The sequence below is a fragment of the Allostigmatella hybrida genome (assembly GCF_020103775.1).
GTDB lineage: Bacteria > Myxococcota > Myxococcia > Myxococcales > Myxococcaceae > Hyalangium > Hyalangium aurantiaca.
In genome coordinates, this window is the sequence record NZ_JAHXBH010000008.1 from 118464 (window position 1) to 140767 (window position 22304).

Consider the following 22304-nt stretch of genomic DNA (forward strand, 5'->3'; position numbering starts at 1 on the left):
GGCGTCAGCCCTGGCGCTCGTCGCGGGTCGCGAGGATGTGCCGGTAGGGCACCACGCGGATGAGCTCATCCAGGGTGGTCAGCCCCGCGGCGATCTTCTCCAGGGCGTCATCGACCATCGTCTTGAAGAAGTGCTCCCGCGCGTACTTGCGGATCTGCGCGTTGTGGGCCCCCGCGACGATGAGATCCTGCATGCCCGGATCCACCAGAAGCAGCTCGAAGATGCCCACCCGGCTGCGGTAGCCCGTGTGATGGCAGTGGGCACACCCCCGCCCCTTGCGCGGCTGGATGCCGTCCAGCAGGGAGCCGAAGAGCACCTTCTGCTCCTCGGTGGGCACATCCTCCACCGAGCACTTCTCGCAGACGCGGCGGGCCAGCCGCTGCGCCAGGACGGCCAGCAGCGCATCCGCGATGTCCGTGTTGTCCAGCTCCAGGCCCCGCAGGCGCCCGATGGCCCCCACCGCGTCCGCGGTGTGCAGCGTGCCCAGCACGAGGTGGCCCGTGCGGGCCGCGTTGAGGGCGGTGCTGCCCGTCTCCAGGTCACGCACCTCGCCCACCAGGAGCACGTTCGGGTCCTGCCGCAGCAAGGCGCGCAGCAGGGTGGCGTAGGACATCTGCTGGCTGACCTGCTTCTGGTTGACCTTGGGGACGTAGTACTCGATGGGGTCCTCGGCGGTGATGATCTTCCGCCGGCCATCGTTGAGCTGCGCCAGGGCCGAATACAGCGTCGTCGTCTTGCCGCTGCCCGTGGGCCCCGTCACGAGCACGAGCCCCTCGGGGTTGACGAGCAGTTGCAGGAAGACGCGCTGCATCTCCGCGTTCATCCCGAGCTTGGCGACCGGGACGAGCCCCGCGTCCGAGTCGAGGATGCGGATGACGACGTCCTCGCCCGTGGGGCTCGGCACCACGCTCACGCGGTAGTCGATGGTCTTCCGGTCCTCCAGGCCCCGGTCGATGACGGCGCGGATGCGGCCATCCTGGGGCTTGCGGCGCTCGGTGATGTCCATCTCCGCGAGGATCTTGATGCGGCTGACCACCTCGTGGACCGTCTCCGGATCCATGTCCGTGTACATCTGGTGGAGGATGCCGTCGATGCGCAGGCGCAGGTCCACATCCCCCGGGTAGCTCTCGATGTGGATGTCCGAGGCCTTCTTGTCCACCGCCAGGGTGAGGATGTGGTTGACGAGCTCCACCGCGGACGGCTGGGACTTGGAGGGCGGAACGGGACGGATGACGACATTCGCCAGCACGCGGGGCCCGGCGCCGAAGCCCGCCTCCAGGGCGGATTCGATCTCGTAGCGGTTGAGCCGCACCGGCTGGATGGGCCGCTCCAGCAAGTCTCCAATCTGCTGGACCAGGTGCACGGCGTCCGGCTTCACCATGCCCACCGTCACCGGGGCGTTGGGCTGCTCGGGATCCACCTTGCCCAGCACCACCACCAGGTGGCGGCGGCAGAAGGGCTCGGGAAGAAGCCGCAAGGAGTTGCGATCCAGCTGAAACTGGGAGAGCTCGGCGAAGCCGTCGGGGCCGTTCGGCATGGGATTACTGAACGGTAAACTCTCGGGAGTACCCCGTATAGGGGCGAATGGCCCCATCCCAGCCGGACTTCCAGTCCCCGTCGTGCCGGATGCGGTACGTGCCGGGGAGCGCCGTGGCGGGGATCGTCCACTCGGTGGTGACGTGCGAGCACGCCAGCGTGGGCACGCAGTTGTTGCGCTCCCAGCGGTACTTCGTCTCCCAGTCCCAGTCGTACGCCACGGGGAGCCACGCCGAGCCCGACTTGCGCTGCACCTGGAGGAAGGAGCCCTGGCGCCGCAGGTTGTTCTTCGGGTGGCCGCCCCAGAACTTCACGCTCACCGTCTGGCCCCGCGTGTACGCGGCATTCGCCTGGGTCACGACGCTCCCGAACTCCACCCACAGCAGCTTGTCGTCGAACACCACCCCGGTCTGCAGGGTCGTCTGCTCGTTGCGCAGGTCCCGGGGCGTGGGGCCCGGGGGCACCGGGGCGCCCAGGCGCAGGGCCTCCGCCAGGCGCTCCGTCTCCTGCTGCACCGCGGCCAGCGTCCACGGCCCGAAGTGCGTGGAGGCCCCTTCGTAGTCCTGCTTCGCGTACTCCTCGCGCGTGACCAGGTAGCCCGCATAGGCGTTCGCCAGTCCGGCGATCACCACCTGCTCCACGCCCAGGGGCGCGAGCTGCCCCAGGACGGTCTGGCGCAGCCGCCGGCCCGCCACCGTCGTCATCTCGAAGGGCACCGCCACCAGCGCCAGGTTGCCCAGCGTCACCACCTGCAGCGGGAGCACCTCTGGCGTCCACGGGTAGGGCACCATCGTCCCCATCTCCAGCACGATGGGCTTCTCCGCCTGACAGGACGTCGTGGTGAGCCCGCAGGCGAACTCGCTCCACACCCCGTGGGTCTGCTCACACGTGGCCCCCTCGCGGCCGAAGCCCGGCCCATCCTCCGCGCCCGCCAGCATGGAGACGCCAATGGCCGCCTCACACGTGGTGCGCAGGAGGCCGTCCGTGTACTTCGGGGCCACGGTGACTTCGTCCATCTTCACGTAGGCATGCCGGTAATCCACCGCGCCCGTCACGGGCTGCGTGGCCCCCGCGTAGAGCTGCCTCGCCAGGGTGTACTGCTTGTGGCCCGACAGCTCCGTGCTCTCGAAGTCATTGGCCCCGCCGCCGTCCGTCCCGCCGTGGATGTTGGGCGTCACATCCCCTTCGTTGCTCTGGGCGAAGGCCGCGACGAACGTCTTCGAGGCGAGGTAGTCCGTGCCCTTCTCCTTCTCGAAGAGGTACGAGGCATAGCCCTTGTTGTCCCCGCTGATGAGCCGGTTGCCGTTGCCCATGGACGTGCCGTGCACGGCGAACCAGTTGAGGAGCCCCACCTCCGCGCCCTCCGCGCCCTGGAGCCGCAGCAGCGTCATGCGCTTGTCCGTGTCGTAGGGGCTCTGGCTTCGCTCCGCCGCGGGGTTGCGCAGGTACGCCTCGGGCGAGCGGTTGATGCTGGCGCCGAGCAAGTCCCCCGAGGCGATGCGCAGGCTGCCGGGCGCGAGGTTCGTGTGCGCCCGGACGATGGCCTGGACGATGCCGTCCACGATGGCCTCGAAGTTCTGCCGGTCGTACCCCAGGGTGGTCAGGTTGTAGAGCGCGTAGTGCGAAAATCCCCCGGGTCCGCTGTGGGTGTGCGTGGCGCTGAGCACCACGTTCTCCTCCGAGTAGAGGCTGCCGTAGCGCGCCCTCAGGCGCTCCACCACCTGCTGCCGCACGCCCTGGAAGATCTGTCCCGCGTCCGCGCTGACGAAGGCCACGCGCTTGCCGTTGCAGGGCGAGGCGATGACGAACGCGCGGGCGCGCAGGCGCTGGTGAATGCCCGCCGTCTTCTGGTCGAGCATCGCGTAGCCCATCATCCCCAGCTCCGCGGCGGGGCCGGTGATGTCGTAGATGCCCGAGCCCACCTGGAACGCGGTGTTGCCCGCGCACGCGCCCGTCAGCGCCCCCGGCTCCTCCTCGAGGGCGTCAGGCGCCCGATCGAAAACACCCTCCGGACTGCACGCGCCCAGTACGAGCACCAGCGCCCAGGGCCCCCAGGAACCCGCTGACTTTGGCATCATTCCACCCTCGGTCTGTTCGAAGCGCTTCCAGTCTACTCCTGCCCTGGCCAGGATGAGCCGCTGGATGCCTCGCGCCCGCTCCGGACCCCCAGCAGTTGACGAAGAGGCGCTGGTCCATCGGTTTCCCGGCCTGGACCGGCGGCTCCTCGGCGCCTACTACACCCCCGCCCCGCTGGTGGAGCGCACGCTGGGGCTTGCCCTGGCCCACCTGGGCCCCGGCCCCCTGTCCATCGTGGACCCCGCCTGTGGTGCCGGCGCGTTCCTGTCCGCCGCGGCCCGCTTGAGGCCCAAGGCCCAGTTGCTGGGCCTGGAAGTCACCGGGGAGGCTGCCCAGGTGTGCCAGGCCCGCGTGCCTTCGGCCGAGGTGCACGTGGGCGATGCCCTGCGGGGCGGCCTGGAGCCATTGCTCGCACGCATCCCCCGGGCCCACCGGGAGCTGTGGGTGGGCAACCCGCCCTACAACGGCACGTCCCCCGTGCTGAAGGACCGTGACACCTATGCCCGGCTCCGCGCGCTCCTGCCGCTCGCGCTGCCCCCCGGCACGAGCCTGCGGGACGACTTCGCCTTCTTCCTCCTCATCGCCGCGCACCGGCTCCGCACCCGCCCCGGGGTGCTCGCCTTCATCACCCCCTCCACCCTCCTCGACGCCTTCCTCTATTCCCCGCTGCGCCAGGCCCTGCTGGGCTCGCTGACGCTCCGCCAGGTGGTGGATCTGGGCGCGGGCGCGTTCGCCAACACCCAGGTCCGCACCTGCATCACCGTCTGGAGCTCCCTGCCCGCCCCTGCCGCCCCCATCCTCTTCGAGCGCGGAGCCGGGAAGACCGCCTTCACCCCCGCGCCCCCCGAGTGGCGGCTGGCCCCCACGCCCCCCGAGGCGGCGGAGCTCGACGCGCGCTGGCGGGCGCAAGGCGAGCCCCTCACCGAGCTGGTCCCCGTGAGCCTGCCCGGCGTGAAGACGCGCTTCGACGAGCTGCTCGTGGACGACGACCCGGAGCGGCTCCTCGAGCGCCTGCGCCACTTCGCCCGGACCCCGCCCCGGGGGCTGCGCGCCTTCATGAAGGCCCACGGCATCCCCAGCACGCTGCTGCCCAAGCTGCGCGCCCTCCAGGACGGCCCCGCCTTCCGCGTGGAGCCCGCCTGCGTGCGGCCCTTCTTCCGCTACGCCGGCGCCCGCCACCGGGGCGCGATTCCGCCCGAGGCCCGTGCCTTCTGCTACCTGGACCGGCGCCTCATTCCCCGCGGGGACCACCGGCTGCGCGGGCCGTATGATCCCCACCGCGGCGCGGTAAAGCTGCTCTTCAACGTGCGCGAGCTGCCGCTCTCCTCGGCCCTCCTGGAAGAGGAGGGCTGCGTGCACGACCACCGCCACGCCCGCTTCGCGCCCCTCTGGGTGCCCCAGCGCATCCGAGAGGAAGGGCTCGACGTCACCCGCGATGTGTCCTCCGTGCAGGCCCTGGGTCCCCTCGTCCCCAACCTCTCCCCGCGAGGCCTCGCCTGGGCGGAGCGGCTCGGAGGCCCCCTTCCCGCCTTCCGCGAGCTGGTGCGCTTCCTCAACGGCCCTCAGGTCCAGCAAGTCTGGGCCCCCGTCTTCGGCGCCTCTCGCGTCCTGCCCGTCCCCCTGGCCTCTTTACATGATAATAAAACTTAATTTAACAGATTTACAGGTCTTGACGGTCTTGACGCTTAAGAGCTAAGAATCCGTCTTGTGAGCGAGCCCGGGAAAACCCGGGTTCATTCACAACTCAACCCGCCTCATCCCCCGAGGTAGCACTCCATGACTCGCAAGCTCAACGCGCTGTCCACGGTTACGGCTCTGGTTGCAGGACTGGCTACGGCCCAAGGCTTCGCCGCTCCTTCCGAGATTTCCGTTCACCCCGACATGGTGTCGCAGATGCAGAAGGACTTCGGGCTCAGCGAGGCGCAAGTTCAGCGCCGGCTGGCGTTCGAGGCGGCGGTCCCGGGCATCGAGAAGTCCCTCAAGGGTGAGCTGAGCAACCGCTTCGGCGGCTCGTGGCTGAGCAAGGACGGCCTGCAGCTCATCGTCGGCGTCACCAACGAGGCCGACGCGGCCCTGGTACGCAGCGCCGGCGCCGAGCCCCAGATGGTCACCCACTCCATGGAGCAGCTCGAGGAGATCAAGGCCGCCCTGGACGGCAACGCCTGGAGCGCCGACAAGTCCATCCACGCCTGGTACGTCGATGAGCGCACCAACAGCGTGGTGATCGAGGCCGCGCCGGGCATGTCGCAGTGGAAGGCCCAGGGCTTTGCCGCCCTGGCTGGGGAGAAGAAGGCCGCGATCCGCATCGTGGAGTCGGCCGAGGCCCCCCGCCCGCTGGCCGAGATCATCGGTGGAGCTGCCTACTATATTAACAGCGCCGGCCGCTGCTCCGTCGGCTTCGCCGTGACCGCTGGCGGCTTCGTGACCGCGGGCCACTGCGGCAAGGCGGGCAACTCCGCCACGGGCGGCAGCGGCGGCGCGGGCACCTTCCAGGCCTCGTCCTTCCCCGGCAACGACTACGCGTGGGTGAAGGCCACCTCGAACTGGACCTCGACCAACAAGGTGGCCGGCATCAGCTCGCGCGTCGCGGGCTCCACGTCCGCCGCGGTGGGCGCGTCGATCTGCCGCTCCGGCTCCACGACGGGCGTGTACTGCGGCACCGTCCAGGCCAAGAACGCCACCGTCAACTACTCGCAGGGCTCCGTCTCCGGCCTGACCCGCACCAACGTCTGCGCGGAGCCGGGTGACTCGGGCGGCTCGTGGATGTCCGGCACCCAGGCCCAGGGCGTGACGTCCGGTGGCTCCGGCAACTGCTCCTCCGGCGGCACCACGTACTTCCAGCCGGTCGGTGAGATCCTCAGCGCCTACGGCCTGAGCCTGACCCGCTAATCGCAGCCCGCGACGGGCGCCTGGGCTGGCCGCCTCTTCCGCCAGCCCTGGCGCCCGTTCGCCGTTTCTACCGCCGCACCGCCGCCTGGGCCGTGGGTGTTCGAGTTCCGACGGGTTGACCGCTCCGGGAACTCCGCCCGCTTCAGCCCCACCTCCCCCGCCCGCATGATGGGCGCATGGCGAAGCTCTCCCCTGGAGCAACTGCGCGCTAGGACACAGTGGCGGTGACGCCACGGCCTGGAGCGGAAAAAGGCGGGGCTATGGTCCCCGGCTTCTCCAAGGAGGAACCATGCACCGCAGCCGTTTGGTTGGCATCGTCATCGACTGCAAGACGGAGGACTTCGACACCGCGGCCCGCTTCTGGAGCCAGGCCCTGGGCAGGCCCATTGGCCCCAAGGATCCCGAAAGCCCCCATTACGCGGACCTGAAGATGGAGCCGGATGAGCCCACCGTCCTCGTCCAGAAGGTGGACCACCCGAGCCGGGTCCACCTGGACATCGAGACGGACGACATCGAGGCGGAGGTGAAGCGCCTCGAGGCGCTTGGCGCCAAGCGGGTGGAGTTCATCAAGCGCTGGTGGGTCATGGAGGCGCCCACCGGCCAGCGCTTCTGCGTGGTGCGGCCCCAGCGCGACGGAAAGCTCGGGCCCCACGCGAACGAGTGGGGCCACACGCCCACCTAGACGTAGCCGAACCGGCGCCGGGCGAACCACTCGGCGCCCAGCAGTGCCACCAGCGCCACCAGGTAGTACCACCGGTCCCACAGGGGCTGGTCCTTCGCGCGGCCCACCTCCACCACCGGCGGATCCAACAGCGGCATCTCCGGCAGGCTGTCCAGGGGCAGGCGGTAGGACTTGCCCCCCGTCACCTTGGCGATCTGCTCCATCAGCGCCGGGCGCACCGAGGCATCCGACAGCTCCGGGCCCACCGCCCGCACCGCCACGGCGTCCTCGCCCTTGCCCAGGTCCGTCTCGCCCTTCTTGGCCGTGGCCAGCAGCTTGTACGGCCCCGGCTCGGGCGGCGGGAACTCCAGCCGCACCACGCCGTCGGCCCCCGCGGTGCCCGTCTGCACCGCCACCGGCTTCTGCGTGGCCACCGAGAACAGCTCCACCCGGACCTGCGCATCCTGCGCGGGCTGGTAGTCCGAGGTCCGCGCCGAGATGACCACGCCCACCGGCTTGCCCGGCTCCACGGACGGAGGATCCGCGGAGACCCGCAGCGTCGTCAGGTCCGGGTCCCTCACCAGCCAGCGCAGCGCGTTGCTCCAGAAGCGGTCATACGCGCGGTTGGGCGAGCCCTCCCGGTGCGCCGTGAACGCCCAGTACCAGCTCGCGTCCGAGGCCAGCGTCAGCGCCCGGCCCCGGCCGTAGTCCCACACCGCCACCAGCGGCGCGTTCTTCCCGTCCACCGTGTGGAAGGGGTGGTCGAGCAGCACCGTCGCCCCCTGCCGGGCCCGCGTGGAGTTGATGCCCGCCATGGGCGGCAGCTCCGCCCACGCGCTCTCGGTGCTGGAGGCCCCGCTGCCCAGCGCCGTCACCGGGTGGCGCAGCCCCTCGGGCGTCAGCCGGGCCTTGAAGAGCTCGGGGTTCGCCGGGCCCGCGGCCTCCACGGGCAGCGCCTCCATCAGCGTGGGCATCATCGCGCGGCCCTCGCCCAGCACGCTGTCGCCGCCAATCATCACGAACGCGCCGCCGTTGTGGACGTACTGCTCCAGGTTGCGCTCGAAGCCCGCGATGGACAGCTGCGGATCCACGTGGCCGAAGTTCTGGAAGATGACGACGTCGAACGTGGCCAGCTTCGTGTCGAAGATCTCCTCCATGGGGAAGGGAATCAGCGACAGCTCGCGCTCGGGGTTCACCACCCCCGTCTCATCCGTCTGCGTGCGCAGGATGTAGAAGGACACCATGTCCACGTTGGCGTCCTGGCGCAGCAGCCCGCGCAGGAAGCGCTCGTCCCACGAGGGCCGCCCGACGACGAGCAGCACGCGCACCCGGTCCCGGATGACCTTCAGGGTGAAGGAGCGGGTGTTGTTGTCGCTCACCGCCTCGTCCGGGAAGGTGGGCACCGTGACGGTGTAGACGAAGCGCCCCGTCTGGTCCGGGGTGAAGGTGAAGGCCACCGGCTTCATGTCGTCCTGCGAGCCGAAGCGCACCGACTTGCTCGCCACCGTCTTGCCCTCCTGGCTGAGCACCACGGGGATGTCCTTGCCGGAGAAGCCCCGGCCGTGGATCTCCACCTCCACGGTGAGCGAGTTGCGCACGAAGGCGAAGTCATCCACCTTCAGCCCTTCGATGGACAGGTCCTTGAGCGCCTCCTGGCCCACGGTGAAGGTGGACACCGGCACGCCCAGGTCCGCCAGCGCCGAGCGGGCCCGCCCCACCACGCCCGCGGACAGCTCCGCGTTGTCCGCCCCGTCGCTGAAGAGCAGCACGCCGGAGAGCTTGCGCGCGCCCTGGGAGCCCGCCCCCGCGGCCCGCAGCGCCGACAGCAAGTCCGTGGTGCCCGCGCGCGGCGGCTCGCTGGCGAGCGTGGCGGGCGTCACGGGGGCCAGCTCCGGGTCCACCCCGTACAGCTCCACCGTGAAGCGGTCCTGCAGCGCGGCGAGCTGCGGGGCGGCCCGCTCCAGGAAGGAGGCCACCTGCGCCGAGCGCGTGGGGCCGCCGGGCTCCACCGGGAAGCCCATGGAGGCCGAGCGGTCCACCAGCACCGCCACCCGGTTCTTCATCCGGGCCACCTGGAGGTTGCGGATGCCCGGCTCCAGCAGGAAGAAGAGGGCCGCGAGCCCCGCCCCCACCCGCAGCGTCCACAGCAGGACCTTGCGCCAGCGCGAGGGCTCGCGGCGCACGCCCCACGCCGCCAGCGCGATGCCGAGCGCGAGCCCCACGCCCAGGAGCACCAGGGCCCAGAGGGGCAACGGGGAGAGGCTGACGAATTTCCAGGCGTTGAAGGTCTGTGAGTTCATCAATCGCGCCCTACGGGGCCAGGGGTCCCGAGGTCAGCGCCGCTTGTTGAGGATGAGAGGAAGGTGGACGGCATCGTCCTTGTAATCCAGGCAGAGGGCATACATGAGCAGATTGATGCCCACGCGGATGGCCAGCTCCCGCTGCGGCTCGCCGCCAGGGGTGACGTCGAACTCGTAGTCGCCGCCCTCGCCGCGGCTCCAGGCCCCGGCCAGGTCATTCTGCGAGTACATCACCGCGGCGCGCTTGCCGAGCGTGGCGGCCATCATCTGCGGCTTGTGGAGGAACCGGCCGGGCGCCGCGTCCAGCAGGAAGAAGCTCTTGAAGACAACGTGCGAGGAAGGCACGTCCGTCAGGGGGCTCTGCGGCAGGATGCGCGCCAGCTCGCGGCGGAAGCTGGCGTCGAACCCGTCCCCGTCGCTGCCGTCGTTGGCATCCGCCAGCAGGAAGCCGCCAAACGTCAGGTAGCGCCGGAGGTTCTCCACCTCCGCGGGCTTCAGCGGCGGGAAGCCGCCCTCGCCCCCGAAGTAGAGGAAGGGGTACTCGAAGAGCTCGGGGCTGCTCAGCTCGAAGGGGCGCGCCTCGGGCAGCACCTCCACGGAGGTGCGCCGCTGCAGCTCCCAGGCAATGCGGCGAAGCCCCGACAGGCGCGTGTCCCAGGTGCCGCCATGCCGGGCCACGGCCGGAATGAAGCGGCTCTTCTCACCGAAGGCCGAGGCCCGGCGCGCCAGGAGGGTGCCGAGCGCGGCCGTGCCGAGCAGGAGGTTTCGACGGGTTACACGCCGCGCGGTCATGGGGTCTCTATATACCGTCGACGCGTCCTTGCATTCCCCGCTATAGAGCCCCCCCATGGTGAAAGGCGGACAGACCCCTCCGGAGGAGCCCCTCTCCGCTGGGATGCGTTCGGCCTGGAAGCAGGCGGAGGCCGGGGATGTCGCGGGCGCGCGCCGGGAGGCCCACCGCATCCTGGCCACCCCCACCAGCCCTCCGGAAGACCGGGCCCAGGCCGAGGAGCTGCTGCGCCGGACCCAGACGCCCCGGGCCCTCTACGGGTTCGCCTTGCTGGCCCTGGGTCTCCTCGTGCTGCTCGTCACGCTGGCGCTCTCGCGCTATTAAGATGGGCGTGGACGGACTCCTCCAAGCGCTCCAGGCGTATCAGACGTTCAACCCCCAAGGCTGGGTGAGCATCTACCGCCTGCTCCCCATGTGGGTGGGCATCGTGTGTGCCGCGGTTGGCCTGGGGCTCCTGCTGTTCGGCGGGGGAGGCGCCTTCCGGGCCGTGGCGGGCCCCGTCGGGGGGCTCATCGGCCTGTTCTGGACCGCCACGCTCACCGCCAAGCTGGGCCTCCCGGAGCTGACACCCCGGCTTCCCTCCTTCGTCGCCGCCGTGCTCGCCCTGCTGGGGTTCGCCTTCCCCGTGGTCGTCGTCTTCCTGGGCGTGGGCATTCCCCTGGGGTTGCTGGCCGGGCAGCTCGCGGGCCGCAATGACTTTCTGCTGGGCTTCGTGCCCGCCCTGTTGATCACCGGCCTGATCGGCGCCGTGTTCCAGCGCGTGGTGGCCACCATCGTCGCCTCGGCGGTGGGCGCCTGGCTGCTCGTCATCGGGGCGCTGGCGGCGCTGAACCAGTTCGGCGGGCTGGTGAAGGCGGTGACCCACCAGCCCTGGGGCGTCATCATCGCCGCGGGGTTGTTCACCCTGGCCGGCAGCGTGTACCAGCTTGCCGTGCGCCCCTCCCCCGAGGAGGCGGAGCGGCTGCGCGCCGAGCGCGAGCGGCTGAAGCTGCGCAAGGCCGAGGAGAAGGCGCTCGAAAAACGCTGGGGCGCCAAGTAGGCGTGGAACCCGGGTGACGGTGGCTGACCGGTACGCTTTACCTGCCGTGCCGCAGCGCGTAGAGTCCGCGCCCTTTCACCCAGGACACCCATGGGACAGGCCAGGCGCAAGGAGAAGGACAAGAAGTCTGGAAAGGTCTCGGAGAGCGCCCAGGGCCAGAGCCCGGAAAAGATGGAAACCTCGGAGGCCTCTGTTCCCGCGGAGCCCGGTTCTCCTTCCACCGCCCCCACCCCCGCCGCGCCAGCCGCCTGGTTGAAGCCCGAAGGCCTCTCCCGGCGGGGCTGGGCCCTCCTGGCTGCGGTGCTCCTGCTGACCCAGCTGCCCCTGCTGCACTACGTGCTGTTCCGGGGCCAAGCGCGCATCACCGCCCAGATTCCCTACCAGCAGGACTTCTCCAGCCCGTCCGTGGTGGACACGGACTTCTTCAGCACGGGCGCCTACTGGCGGGTCGAGGACGGCCAGTTGCTCGGCCCCGCCCCCAAGAACAACCCGCTCTGGCTTCAGGCCCGGCTGCCGGACGATGTGGCGCTCGAGTTCGACGTCCGCGCGGAGTACCCCGAGGGGGACATCCGCCTGGAGCTCTTCGGGGATGGCATCACCCCGGCGACGGGCTACGTGCTGGTGCAGGGCGGATGGAACAACACGCTGTCGGTCATCGCCCGCCAGGACCTCAACGCCCCCTCGCTCTCGACGCTCCAGCGGCAGGCCACCCGCCTCGCCCAGCAGCGCAAGCTGCCCTCGGCGGACCTGGTGGCTACGGGCCAGTTCCGCCCGGACACGCGGGTGCGGGTGGAGACCCAGGGCTTCCCCGTCCAGGCGGGCCGCGTCTACCGCTGGCGCGTGGAGCGGCGGGGCACCCTGCTGCGCTGGAGCATCGATGGCCAGCCCCTGCTCGAGCTGGATGATCCGTTCCCCCTCAAGGGACCCGGCCATGACCGGCTCGGCCTGTCGGGCTGGGAGTCGATGATCTTCTTCGACAACCTGCGCATCGTCCCGCTGGATGGCTCCGCCGCCGAGGCGGCCCTGCCCCCGCCGCCCCCGCCGCCCCCGTCGGGCCCCTTCGCCGACACGTTCGACCGGGACACCCTGGGGGACGCCTGGAATGTGACCAACCCCTCGGCCGTGAAGCTGGAGAACGGGGCACTGACCGTGCAGTTGGTCCACAACAAGCCCGTCTGGCTCAAGCAGCCCATCCCCACCGAGGCCACCATCGACTTCGACGTCTGGACGGATGATCCCGACGGCGACATCAAGGTCGAGGCCTGGGGCGATGGCCGGTCCTTCTACTCTGGAGATTTGCGGCTCCAGTACACCGCCAGCGGCTATGTCTTCATCTTCGGGGGCTGGCGAAACACCCAGTCCGCCATTGCCCGCCAGAATGAGCACACCCCGGACCGGGCCGTGCGGGACGGGAAGGCCGTGCAGCCGGGCAAGCGCTACCACTTCACCCTCACCCGCCGGGGAGACACCATCGACTGGAGCGTGGATGGCCAGCCTTTCCTGTCTCTAAAGGATCCAGCGCCACTGCGGGGCCCGCGACAGCAATATTTCGGATTTTCCGGCTGGAAGACGAAGGTCTCCTTCGACAATTTGAAGATACAACCGCTGTAGCAGCCATTGTCCGGCGGTTTCGAGGTACAGCACGTGCGCAGAGTGGGAATCTTCGGCTGGGGTGTTGTGGCTCCTCGCTCCCGGGATATCGACGCTTTCGAGCGAAACCTGTCATCCGCCGAGAGCTGGCTGTCGGCGTTCAACGGCTTCGGCCCGGACAACTTCCTCGTGGGGATGCCCGCGTTCGACTTCGCCGAGTACAAGCCGTGGATCGACGCGCGCTTTCCCCCCAACCGCTTCACGCAGCTCGAGAAGAAGGCCGGCCAGCCCACCCGGTACGCCATCGGCGCGTTCATCCAGGCGCTCAAGCAGAACCCGGGCCTGGAGCAGGAGCTGCAGTCCCTGGGCATCCGCACCCACGTCTACGTGGGCACCGGCCTGGGCGACCTGCCCACCATCCATGACATCACCCTGACGCTGCACCGCGCCCAGCGGCGGTGGGACCGGTTCTGGGCCGAGCCCGCGCGCAACGCGGCGCTGCGCCAGTGGCAGGAGACAAAAGAGCCCCGGCCGGGCCTGCCCCCCGCCCCCGAGACGGTGGACGTGCTGGAGCGGGACGAGGCCGAGGAGGCCTGGTGGCACTACTGGGCCGGCCAGTCCCCGGAGCTGCGCGAGTACCTCGCCGAGCTGAAGGAGATTGAGGGGCTGGGCGTGGAAGGGGACGTGGAGTCCGCCAAGCTCGCCGTCATCAAGGAGAAGCGCACCCGCAGCGCCCGGCTCCAGAAGAAGTGGAGCACCCCCGAGCCGCCGTGGAACTCGGTGTCCGCCAACCTCCTGTGGAACATCCACAACGCCCCGGCGGCGCAGATCTCCATGCTGGGCAAGCTCACCGGCATGACGTTCGCGCCCGTGGCCGCCTGCTCCTCCTTTGGCTACGGGCTGAAGCTGGCCATGGATGCCATCCACCGGGGCGATGCCAAGGCGGTGGTGCTGGGCATGGCGGATCCGCCGCCGCACCCGCTCACCGTGGGCGGCTTCTACAACGCCCGCGTCGTGGCCGCGGATGCCACCGTCTCCAAGCCCCTCACCGCCCTGCGCGGCACGCACATCTCGGGCGGCGCGGTGATGTGGATCGTCGGGGACCTGGAGCACTTCACCGCCAAGGGCTTCAAGCCCCTGGGCATGGAGCCCCTCACCGTGGGCGTCTCCGCGGACGCCGACCACATCATCACCCCCTCGCAGGAGGGCCCCACCCTGGCCATCCACGAGGCGCTCTCCCGCGCGGGCTGCACCCCCGCGCAGATGGGCACGTGGGATCTCCACGCCACCGCCACCCCCGGGGACTTCCTGGAGGTGCAGACGCTGCGCGGCCTGTTCCCCGAGTCGGTGCTCGTCACCGCCCGCAAGGGCACCTTCGGCCACGGCATGTCCGTGGGCGGCGGCTGGGAGCTGACGGCCCAGTACCTGGGCTATGCGCGCGGCAGCCTCTTCCCCACCCCGCTCCGGGAGGGCGAGCTCAACCGGGAGATCGGCAAGGTGCACAGCCGCTTCGTCTACGACCAGGGCGCGCCGGTCCCCGAGGGCTTCGCCGGCAAGCTCTCCATGGGCGTGGGCGGCATCAACGCCTGCGTCATCTCCCGCCCCTGGCGGTGACGCAGGCGCCCGGCCGGGCTCACCCCTTGGGCACGGCCACCAGGTCGAAGTCCGGGATGCGCTCGCGCATGAACTCGCGCATCCGGTTGATGAGCGCGGCTTCAATCTGCCGGGCCCGCTCGCGGCTCACCCCGTACTTGTCGCCAATGTCCTGAAGCGTGAGCGGCTCGTCGGCGGTGAGGCGGTGCTCGAAGATGTAGCGCTCCTTGCCCTCCAGCGACTGGGCGAACTCGGCCAGCTTCTCCCGGAACAGCTCCTTGAGCTGCTCGTTGCCCAGGCGCTCCTCGGCCCCCACCGCCGAAGAGGGCAGGAGGCGGTCGGCGCGCGAGGCCCGCGTCTCGTCCCCCATCGGCGCGTCGATGGACATCTCGTCGTGCCCCAGCCGCTGGTCCATCTCCACCACGTCCTGCTCGGTGACGTTGAGCCGCTCGGCGAGCAGCTTCGGGCTGGGCTCGAACCCCTGGGCGATGAGCTTCTCCTGCTCCTGGCGCAGCTTGAAGAAGAGCTTCCGCTGGGCCTCCGTCGTCCCCAGCTTCACCATCTTCCAGTTGTCCATGATGTAGCGGAGGATGTAGGCGCGAATCCACCACGCGGCGTAGGAGCTGAGCTTCACCCCCCGGTCCGGATCGTACTTCTTCACCGCTTGCATCAGCCCGATGTTGCCCTCCTGGACCAAGTCCAGCAGGGACAGCGGGTTGCGGTGGTACTCGTGGGCCAGCTTCACCACCAGCCGCAGGTTGGACGCCACCAGCCGGTAGGCCGCCCGCACATCCCCGGTTTGCTGGTAATTCTTGGAAAGCGCGTATTCCTCCTCCCGCTTGAGCAGGGGGTGGCGGGTCACCTCGGCCATGTAGGCCTGGAGGGGGTCCTTGCGCGCCACCCCCGCGTCCGCGGAGGGAACCAGGGCCCGGGCAGGGGCCCTGGGCGCCTCCAGCTCCTCGGCCTCGGCGTCCACCTCCTCCAGCTCCTCGGGAGCGGGCTCCAGGGACTCGGGGTCAACCGCCTCGGCCTCCTGCTCCTCGGCCTCCTGGGGGGCCCCGGCCTGCGGTTCGGAGGTTCCCGGCCGCTTCGCGCGGGGCCGGGAGGCCGTTCCATTGGTTCTCTTCCTCCCATTCGCCATGAGGGCTCCATACAGCAAAGTGCCACGATTGTTGCCAGAGGGTAATGCAGGGGCTATGCCCATGCCTGATGAGCGACATTCCGCAAGACCCGAACGCATCGGGCACCCCTGAGACCGAGGCACCTGGCCGTCCCGCTGAGTACGTCGCGGACGTCAGCTTCGAGGACCTCAATCTCTCTGAACCCCTCCGGCGTGCCATCGCCGAACGGGGCTATACCCACCCCACCCCCGTGCAGGCCAAGGCCTTCAAGCCTGTCATGGAGGGCAGGGATCTCATCGTCCGCAGCAAGACGGGCACGGGCAAGACGGCCGCTTTCGGACTGCCCCTGCTGGAGAAGATTCCCGCCGACGAGCGGCGCGTGCGCGCCCTCATCCTGTGCCCCACGCGCGAGCTGGCCCTGCAGGTGGCCGACGAGCTGCGGGAGCTCGGCAAGCACAAGGGCGTGAAGGTGGCGGCCATCTACGGCGGCGCCTCCATGAAGCAGCAGGAGGACGCGCTGGAGGATGGCACGCCCATCATCGTCGGCACGCCAGGGCGCGTGTTCGACCATATCGGCCGTGGCAACCTGAAGCTGGACGGGTGTGACCACGCGGTGCTGGACGAAGCCGACGAGATGCTCAACCAGGGCTTCTACGAGGAAGTCACGCGCATCCTCGACAGGCTTCCGAAGAACCGGCAGGTGCTGCTGTTCAGCGCCACGGTGCCCACGGACATCCAGAACCTGATTGCCCGCTACACCACCGACGCCGAGACGCTGCTCTTGTCCGGCGACGTGTTCACCGTCGAGCACATCCACCACATCCGCTACGACGTGTCGGATGCCTTCCCCAAGCCGCGCAACCTCATCTACGTGCTGGAGAAGACCGAGCCCCCCAACGCCATCATCTTCTGCAACACGCGGGATGACACGGCGCTGGTGACCGCGGTGCTCAACCGCAACGGCTTCGACGCGGAGCTGCTCAACGGGGACCTGCCGCAGAAGGAGCGCGAGCGGGTGATGGGCAAGGTGAAGCGCGGGGAAGTGGCCTTCATGGTGGCCACGGACATCGCCGCGCGCGGCATCGACATCTCCGGGCTGGAGTACGTCATCAACTACTCGCTGCCCGAGGATCCGGCGGTGTACCTGCACCGCGTGGGCCGCACCGGCCGCATCGGCAACAAGGGCACCGCCATCAACCTCTTCTCCGGCCGCGAGCTGGCCACGTACACCACGCTGGAGAAGAAGTACGGCATCAAGTTCGACCAGCAGGAGATGCCCGCCCCCGAGGAGGCGATGCGCCTGTGGACCGAGCGCCACGTGCGCGAGCTGCGCGAGGGGGCCTCGGGCTCCATCTTCGAGGGCTTCCTGCCCCTGGCCGCCCAGCTCAAGCAGCGCCCGGACGCCGATGACCTCGTCGCGTTCCTGCTCAAGTACTTCTTCAGCCACCTGCGCATGGAGAAGGCCCAGGCGGCGCAGGAGCCCGAGCGCCGGGAGACCCCCGAGCGCAAGTTCGAGGGCCGGCGCGAGGGACGCGAAGGCCGGGAGGGACGCGAAGGGCGTGAGGGCCGCAAGGACCGCGAGCGCGGCCGGGAGCGCGGAGAGCGGAGCGAGCGGGAGCGCGCGCCCCGCACCGAGCACGCCGAGCGGCATGCCCGTCCTCCTCGCCGGGATGAGCCCCGGCGCGGCAGCGGCGGCAGCAGCGGCGGCAGCGGCGGCGGCGCGTCGCTGGAGCCGGGCCCGGGCGAGGCCAAGCTGTGGGTGAACCTGGGCACCGCGGATGGCCTGGGGCCGGGCAGCATCGCCACGGCGCTGGAAGACGCGGGCGCCCCCGTGGGCAAGGTGGTGCGCGCGGAGCTGCGCCCCACGTTCGCCTACGTGTTCGTCGCCGAGGAAGACTGCGCGGCCTTCGAGACCCTCAACGGCAAGCAGCAGGGCACCAAGACGCTGCGGGTGGAGAAGAGCCGCCCCCGGAGCGAGCGCCCCGAGGGCGCGGCGCGTCCGCCCCCTTCGCCCGACGCCGGTCCCGGCGAGGTGAAGCTGTGGACCAACCTGGGCATGGATGACGGGCTGGACGAGGCGAAGTTCACCGCGGCGCTGGAGGCCGCGGGAGCCCCGGCCGGCAAGGTGCTCAAGGCCCTGCTCCGCCCCACCTACGGCTATGCCTACGTGGCGGAGGCGGATGCCCCCGCGTTCGAAGGCCTCAACGGCAAGCTGCACGGCGAGAAGGCGCTCAAGCTTGAGCGCCACCGGCCCCGCGGGGCGCGCGACGACCGGCGCCGCGAGCGCCGGGAGGAGCCGCCCGAGGTGCCTGGGCAGACCCGCCTGTGGGTGAACCTGGGCAAGCAGGACGGGCTCGATGACGCGGGCCTCACCGCCGCGCTCGAGGGCGCAGGGGCTCCGGCGGGCAAGATGGCCCGCGTGGAGCTGCGGCAGACCTACGCCTACATCTTCGTCGCCGACGAGGACGCCGCCGGTTTCGAAGCCACCCACGGCAAGCAGCACGGCGAGAAGACCCTCAAGCTCGAACGAGCCAAGAAGCGCTGACGCTCATCCCCGCGAGCCCCGGTCCTCCGGGGCTCGCTCCCGCCTCACCGCAGCCCCCTGGATCCCCCGCACATGAACGCCATCGAGGAGACCAACCACTACTTCCGCAAGGCCGCGCGCATCATGGACGTGGGCACGCCCATCGAGACGCTGCTCGCCACGCCGTTGCGCGAGGTGAAGGTGCAGGTCTCCATCGAGATGGACTCCGGGGAGATCCGCACCTTCATCGGCTACCGCATCCAGCACGACAACAGCCGGGGCCCCATGAAGGGCGGCCTGCGCTACCACCCGCTGCTGGACGCGGCCGAGTGCGCCTCCATGGCCTCTCTGATGACGTGGAAGACGGCGGTGGCCAACCTGCCCTACGGCGGCGCCAAGGGCGGCATTACGTGCGATCCCTCCCAGCTCAGCCTCAAGGAGCTGGAGCGCCTGACGCGCAAGTACGTGGACCAGGTGCAGGACGTCATCGGCCCCAGCCGGGACATCCCCGCCCCGGACGTCAACACCAACCCCCAGGTGATGGCGTGGATCATGGACCAGTACTCGCGCTACCACGGCCACTCGCCGGCGGTGGTGACGGGCAAGCCACTGGAGCTCTACGGCTCCAAGGGCCGCGAGGCCGCCACGGGCCGGGGGCTGCTCTACATCTGCCGGGAAATCCTCCGGGACGTGAACCTTCCGATGAAGGGCACGCGCGTCGCCATCCAGGGCTTCGGCAACGTGGGCAGCCACGTGGCCCGGCTGCTCTGGGAGGACGGGGCGGTGGTGGTGGCCGTCTCGGACATGCTGGGCGGGGTGCGCAACCCGCAGGGGCTGGACGTCGCCAGCCTCTTCGAGCACGTGCAGCGCACCGGCACCGTGACGGGCTACGGCGGCGGCCAGCCCTGCTCCCACGAGGAGGTGCTGGCGGCCGACTGCGAGGTGCTCATCCCCGCGGCGCTGGGCCATGCCATCACCCGGGAGAACGCCAACACCGTGCGCGCGCGCCTCATCGTCGAGGGCGCCAACGGGCCCACCTCGCCCGAGGCGGACGAGATGCTGGAGAAGCGGGGAGTCCTTCTGGTGCCGGACATCCTGGCCAACACGGGCGGCGTCACCGTCAGCTACTTCGAGTGGGTGCAGAACCTCCAGCACCTGGCCTGGGAAGAGGACCGGGTCAACGCGGAGCTGGAGCGCACGGTGAAGGAATCCTACGAGCGCGTGACGCAGATTGCCCGCTCGCGCAAGGTGTCACTGCGCACCGCGGCGTTCATCCTGGCCATTGGCCGGGTGGGCAAGGCCACGGTGATGCGGGGCATCTAAAGCCCCTGGCCTGTAGGCAACACACGGACACCCCGGGGCGCCTCCCTGCCGCACCGCCCCTTTCGCGGGGGCCCTGCTTCCGGTATGGGGCCGCGCCATGGTGACCCTCCAGGACATTCTCGCGGCGCGGGAGCGCATCCGCGGCGCGATCCGGCCTTCGCCCTGCCCCGCTTCGGACTACTTCACGGAGCGCACGCGGTGCTCGGCCGTCGCGTTCAAGATGGAGAACCTGCAGCGCACCGGCGCCTTCAAGGAGCGCGGGGCGCTCAACAAGCTGCTGACGCTCACGGCCGAGGAGAGGGCGCGCGGCGTCGTCGCGGCCTCGGCCGGCAACCACGCCCAGGGGCTCGCCTACCACGCGCGCCGGTTGGGCGTGAAAGCCACCATCGTCATGCCGGAGCGCACCCCGCTCATCAAGGTGTCCCGCACCCGGGATGAGTACGAGGCGCGCGTGGTGCTCAAGGGCGCCAACTTCGATGAGGCCTACGCCGAGGCGCTCCGCATCCAGGCGCAGGAGAACCTCGTCTTCGTCCACCCGTTCAATGATCCGCACGTCATCGCCGGCCAGGGCACCATCGGGCTGGAGCTGCTGGAGCAGGTGCCCTTCGTGGACATGGTGCTGGTGCCCATCGGCGGCGGCGGGCTCATCTCCGGCGTCGCCTGCGCCCTCAAGGAGACCAACCCCCGCATCCAGGTGGTTGGTGTGCAGGCCGCCTCCATCGCCAGCATGAAGTCCTCGCTGGAGGCAGGCCAGGTGACGGAACTGGCCCCGGGGGCCACCATCGCGGAGGGCATCGCCGTGCGCAAGCCGGGAGACCTCACCTTCCCCATGGTGCGCAAGTACGTGGACGAAGTGGTCACCGTGGACGAGGAGGAGATCGCCAACGCCATCCTCCTGCTGCTGGAGCAGGAGAAGAGCGTGGTGGAGGGCGCCGGCGCGGTGGGGCTGGCCGCGCTGGTCAACGGCCACGTGCCCCGGGCGGTGGGGCGCAACGCCGTCGTGCTCTTGTGCGGGGGCAACATCGACATGAACGTCATCAGCCGCATCATCGAGCGGGGCCTGGTGAAGGCCGGGCGCCTCGTGCGGCTGGAGGTGAGCATGCCGGACCGGCCCGGCATGCTGGCCCGGCTGACGGCGCAGGTGGCCGAGCAGCGGGCCAACGTGGTGGAGATCCACCACAACCGGGCCTTCTCCAAGACGGGCCTGGGCGAGGCGATGGTGGGCCTGACGCTGGAGACCACCGGCCGCGCCCACATCCAGGAGCTGCTTGGGGCGCTGGCCCGGCAGGGCTGGCAGGCCACCGAGGAGACCTGACGGCCAGGAGGCCCTCCAAGGGGCCGGCTGCCCGGGGGCCTTCAATCTTCCGGGGGGGCTCGGCCATACTCCGGGGGCCATGAGCCCACACCTGCTTGCCCTCGTTCTTGCCGCCTCGCCTCCGCCCGAGCGGGCGCAGCAGCTGGCCCAGCAGAAGGCCTGGGAGGAGCTCTACCTCGCCTACGCCACCGCCTCGCCCCAGGACTACCCCGAGGCCCAGCGCAAGACGATCGCCAAGCCCCTGCTGAAGGGGTGCGAGGCCCTGGTGGCCGGGGACGCGGTGATGGCGTACTCGCTGGGCGAGCGCGCCGTGGCCTTCGAGGAGACGGCCCCGGGCTTGAAGTGCCTGGCCCGCGCGGCGCTCGGCTCGGATCAACGCGGCACCGCCGAGGAGGCCCTGCGCAAGGGGCTGGAGCGCTTCCCCAAGGAAGGCGCCTTCGGCCTCGAGCTGGGCAAGCTCCTCCTGGAGGACAAGGACGGGCCCGGCGCCGTGGCGGCGCTCACCCGGGTGCCCTCCGGCGCCCCACAGGCGGGCCTGGCCCGGCAACTGCTCCAGAAGGCCCGGGGGCTGGCCTCCGAGGCGAGCCAGGCCCGCTCCCAGGCCGAGGCCATCGAGCGGCAGATGAACGGGGAGGCCCCGGCGGGCGGCGGGACGCTCCAGCACGCGGTGGCCACGGGGACCGGAGAGACCCAGTCCACCGGCTATGGCTCCAGCCTGGGCGCCGACGGCATGCGCACCCGCGTCAACCGGCGCTTCGTGGTGAAGTACTTCAACAACAACCGCGACTTCGGCCAGCGCGCCGACTACGAGGGCCGCATCGTCGCCGCGCTCGACGAGGCCTACGAGCACACCCGCACGATGCTCGGCGAGGCGCGCGAGTCCCCCGTGGACGTCGTCCTCTACACGCGCGAGGAGTTCCGCACCCACCGCGGGGAGGCCTGGGCGAAGGTGGCCGCCGGGCTCTATGCGGATCAAGCCATCCGCATCAACGACGCGGCCGAGCTGACCCAGCGCACCAAGGCCACCCTCGTGCACGAGTACGTCCACGCCGCGCTCGATGAAATCTGCGGCGGCGGGCACCAGCTCCCCACCTGGCTCAACGAGGGGCTGGCCGAGTACGTCGAATGGCGCTACATGGGCTCCGACGGCCCGCCCCGGGAGACCGCCGACATGCTCCAGGCGGCGGCCCGGGGCAACAAGCTGCCCAGCCTGGCCAAGCTGTCCCGGGACATGCTGGTCCGCCAGGCCAACCCCGCCCTGGCCTATGCCACCTCCGCCACGGCCGTCCGGGAGCTGATCCGCCGGGGGGGCACCTCCAAGCTGCTCACCCTCGTCCGGGACGTGGGGCAAGGCACCCGCTTCGATCAGGCCCTCCTGACCCACTACGGGCTGGACGTGGCCCGGCTGGACGAGGATGTCCAGTTCGCCGCCTCGCGCAGGTAGGGAGCAAACGAGCCATTCTGATACGTTTACCCGTAGGCAGGACTCTCCTACACTTTCGCCTTCAAATTTGCGCTTCAGGCGTTCTGGCGGGAACCTCCACCCC

At 70.2% G+C, this 22304-nt stretch carries 16 protein-coding genes; 11 read left to right on the forward strand and 5 right to left on the reverse strand.

From position 1 onward, the window contains the following. Window positions 1-4: 4 nt before the first annotated feature. Window positions 5-1537, reverse strand: a complete 1533-nt coding sequence (locus tag KY661_RS16245) for a GspE/PulE family protein (RefSeq protein WP_225411061.1) — start codon at window positions 1535-1537, stop codon at window positions 5-7. Between the two features lie 4 nt (window positions 1538-1541). Beyond that, window positions 1542-3611, reverse strand: coding sequence for a neutral/alkaline ceramidase (locus KY661_RS16250; protein WP_225411150.1), 2070 nt, complete (start codon window positions 3609-3611; stop codon window positions 1542-1544). Window positions 3612-3678: 67 nt separating this feature from the next. On the opposite strand from KY661_RS16250, the gene KY661_RS16255 reads away from it, so the two are divergent. From KY661_RS16255 to KY661_RS16265, 3 genes are all read left to right on the forward strand, one after another. Continuing rightward, window positions 3679-5262: an HsdM family class I SAM-dependent methyltransferase gene (locus KY661_RS16255; protein ID WP_225411062.1), complete on the forward strand. Its 1584-nt coding sequence runs from the start codon at window positions 3679-3681 to the stop codon at window positions 5260-5262. 126 nt (window positions 5263-5388) lie between these two features. Then, window positions 5389-6501 carry a S1 family peptidase gene (locus KY661_RS16260; protein ID WP_225411063.1) on the forward strand — a complete coding sequence of 371 codons (1113 nt, stop codon included), beginning with the start codon at window positions 5389-5391 and terminating at the stop codon, window positions 6499-6501. 289 nt (window positions 6502-6790) lie between these two features. Next, window positions 6791-7183, forward strand: coding sequence for a VOC family protein (locus tag KY661_RS16265; RefSeq protein ID WP_225411064.1), 393 nt, complete (start codon window positions 6791-6793; stop codon window positions 7181-7183). Here the strand turns inward: KY661_RS16265 and KY661_RS16270 are convergent. Together KY661_RS16270 and KY661_RS16275 are read right to left on the reverse strand one after the other, a co-directional pair. Next, the gene (locus KY661_RS16270; RefSeq protein ID WP_225411065.1) at window positions 7180-9462 is read right to left on the reverse strand and encodes a glutamine amidotransferase; all 2283 of its coding nucleotides are present in this window, start codon (window positions 9460-9462) and stop codon (window positions 7180-7182) included. The genes KY661_RS16265 and KY661_RS16270 overlap by 4 nt on opposite strands. Window positions 9463-9495: 33 nt before the next feature. Beyond that, window positions 9496-10254, reverse strand: a complete 759-nt coding sequence (locus tag KY661_RS16275; RefSeq protein ID WP_225411066.1) for a DUF4159 domain-containing protein — start codon at window positions 10252-10254, stop codon at window positions 9496-9498. A gap of 103 nt (window positions 10255-10357) precedes the next feature. On the opposite strand from KY661_RS16275, the gene KY661_RS37285 reads away from it, so the two are divergent. The 4 genes from KY661_RS37285 (at window position 10358) to KY661_RS16295 (ending at window position 14495) form a co-directional block, all read left to right on the forward strand. Then, on the forward strand, window positions 10358-10576 hold the full coding sequence (locus KY661_RS37285) for a molecular chaperone DnaJ (protein WP_263437078.1): 219 nt from the start codon (window positions 10358-10360) through the stop codon (window positions 10574-10576). A gap of 1 nt (window position 10577) precedes the next feature. Continuing rightward, on the forward strand, window positions 10578-11291 hold the full coding sequence (locus tag KY661_RS16285) for a hypothetical protein (RefSeq protein ID WP_225411067.1): 714 nt from the start codon (window positions 10578-10580) through the stop codon (window positions 11289-11291). Window positions 11292-11381: 90 nt separating this feature from the next. After that, window positions 11382-12902 carry a DUF6250 domain-containing protein gene (locus tag KY661_RS16290; protein ID WP_225411068.1) on the forward strand — a complete coding sequence of 507 codons (1521 nt, stop codon included), beginning with the start codon at window positions 11382-11384 and terminating at the stop codon, window positions 12900-12902. Between the two features lie 33 nt (window positions 12903-12935). Continuing rightward, on the forward strand, window positions 12936-14495 hold the full coding sequence (locus tag KY661_RS16295) for a beta-ketoacyl synthase N-terminal-like domain-containing protein (RefSeq protein WP_225411069.1): 1560 nt from the start codon (window positions 12936-12938) through the stop codon (window positions 14493-14495). A 19-nt stretch (window positions 14496-14514) separates the two neighbouring features. On the opposite strand, the gene KY661_RS16300 is transcribed toward KY661_RS16295, so the two are convergent. Beyond that, on the reverse strand, window positions 14515-15615 hold the full coding sequence (locus tag KY661_RS16300) for a sigma-70 family RNA polymerase sigma factor (protein ID WP_225411070.1): 1101 nt from the start codon (window positions 15613-15615) through the stop codon (window positions 14515-14517). A 68-nt stretch (window positions 15616-15683) separates the two neighbouring features. Between KY661_RS16300 and KY661_RS16305 the strand changes: the two genes are divergently transcribed. The 4 genes from KY661_RS16305 to KY661_RS16320 all read left to right on the forward strand — a co-directional run bounded on the left by KY661_RS16305 (window position 15684) and on the right by KY661_RS16320 (window position 22201). Further along, window positions 15684-18140, forward strand: coding sequence for a DEAD/DEAH box helicase (locus KY661_RS16305; RefSeq protein ID WP_225411071.1), 2457 nt, complete (start codon window positions 15684-15686; stop codon window positions 18138-18140). Window positions 18141-18212: 72 nt separating this feature from the next. After that, complete coding sequence (locus KY661_RS16310) at window positions 18213-19442, forward strand: Glu/Leu/Phe/Val family dehydrogenase (protein WP_225411072.1); 1230 nt, start codon at window positions 18213-18215, stop codon at window positions 19440-19442. A 97-nt stretch (window positions 19443-19539) separates the two neighbouring features. Further along, window positions 19540-20757: a threonine ammonia-lyase gene (ilvA, locus tag KY661_RS16315; RefSeq protein WP_225411073.1), complete on the forward strand. Its 1218-nt coding sequence runs from the start codon at window positions 19540-19542 to the stop codon at window positions 20755-20757. Between the two features lie 79 nt (window positions 20758-20836). Then, window positions 20837-22201: a peptidase MA family metallohydrolase gene (locus tag KY661_RS16320; protein ID WP_225411074.1), complete on the forward strand. Its 1365-nt coding sequence runs from the start codon at window positions 20837-20839 to the stop codon at window positions 22199-22201. The last annotated feature ends 103 nt before the right edge of the window (window positions 22202-22304 follow it).